Genomic DNA, 544 nt, shown 5'->3' on the forward strand with positions numbered 1-544 from the left:
CCGCGTGCCGCGACCGACGATCTGTTTGAACTCGATCATGGAGTTGATCGGCCGCAGCAGGACGATGTTGCGGATGTTGCGAGCATCGACGCCGGTCGAAAGCTTCTGCGACGTGGTGAGGATGGTGGGGATGGTTTTCTCGTTGTCCTGAAAATCCCGCAGCGCCTGTTCGCCGAGCGCGCCGTCGTTCGCCGTGACCCGCTGACAATAGTTCGGGTCCTTGCTCGTTTTCATCTGGTTGATGAGATCGCGGACGGCCAAGGCGTGTGCCTGGGTGGCACAGAAGACCAGCGTCTTTTCGCGCTGGTCGATCATATCCATGAACAGCTTCACCCGATGGGCTTCGCGCTCCTTGATCTCGATGATCTTGTTGAAGTCCGCTTCGACGAACCGCTTGCCGGCCTCTATCTCGCCTTCGACCAAGGTGTCGTCAGGCGTGAAGACGTACTCGTCGAGCGTCGTGGAAATCTGCTTGACCTTGAAGGGGGTCAGGAAGCCGTCGTTGATCCCTTCTTTGAGGGAGTAGGTGTAAACCGGCTCGCCG

Annotated in this window: 1 protein-coding gene; it reads right to left on the reverse strand. The window is 58.6% G+C overall.

Annotation, left to right across the window (positions count from 1 at the left end):
- Positions 1-544: helicase-related protein (locus tag B3E43_RS09105; RefSeq protein ID WP_292028670.1), on the reverse strand; the 544-nt coding region annotated here is incomplete at both ends.

It is taken from the genome of Brevundimonas sp. UBA2416, from assembly GCF_002343105.1.
GTDB lineage: Bacteria > Pseudomonadota > Alphaproteobacteria > Caulobacterales > Caulobacteraceae > Brevundimonas.